1 protein-coding gene is annotated in these 402 nt (G+C 40.8%); it reads left to right on the top strand.

Features of this window, described 5'->3' with window-relative positions; all coding sequences use genetic code 11:
* Positions 1-402 (top strand): IS66 family transposase (locus QOS01_RS10490; protein WP_283622281.1); only part of this gene is annotated, 402 nt, incomplete at both ends.

Raw genomic sequence — 402 nt, 5'->3', positions numbered from 1 at the left:
ATTGTAAGAATTATTACCAAGCCACTTACAAATGTGAAAATTGCCATCCTGGTGGTAAAGATATCCTAATAAACAGCGGAACACCAAAGGCGTTACTAAATCATAGTTATTTATCGAGTAGTATTTTAGCTCAGGTAGCGAATTACAAATTTAATTTAGCGCTACCGTGTCATCGACAGATGAAACTTTGGCACGCCGTCGGCTTGCCAGTTCAGGATAAAGCCTTAGACCGTGCCCTAATTAAAGTTAGTCAGCGATACTTAAAGCCACTATACCAGGCCCTTATCAAATTAATTCAATGTGAAGCGGTAATCCATATGGATGAAACACCATTCCAGGTCCTTGATAGCCGCAAAGCCAATGGCTATTTCTGGGTGACGAGAACGACTAAGGAATTCAGTC

The organism is Limosilactobacillus avium (assembly GCF_947381485.1).
GTDB lineage: Bacteria > Bacillota > Bacilli > Lactobacillales > Lactobacillaceae > Limosilactobacillus > Limosilactobacillus avium.
This window is presented reverse-complemented; position numbering and strand designations above follow the sequence as displayed.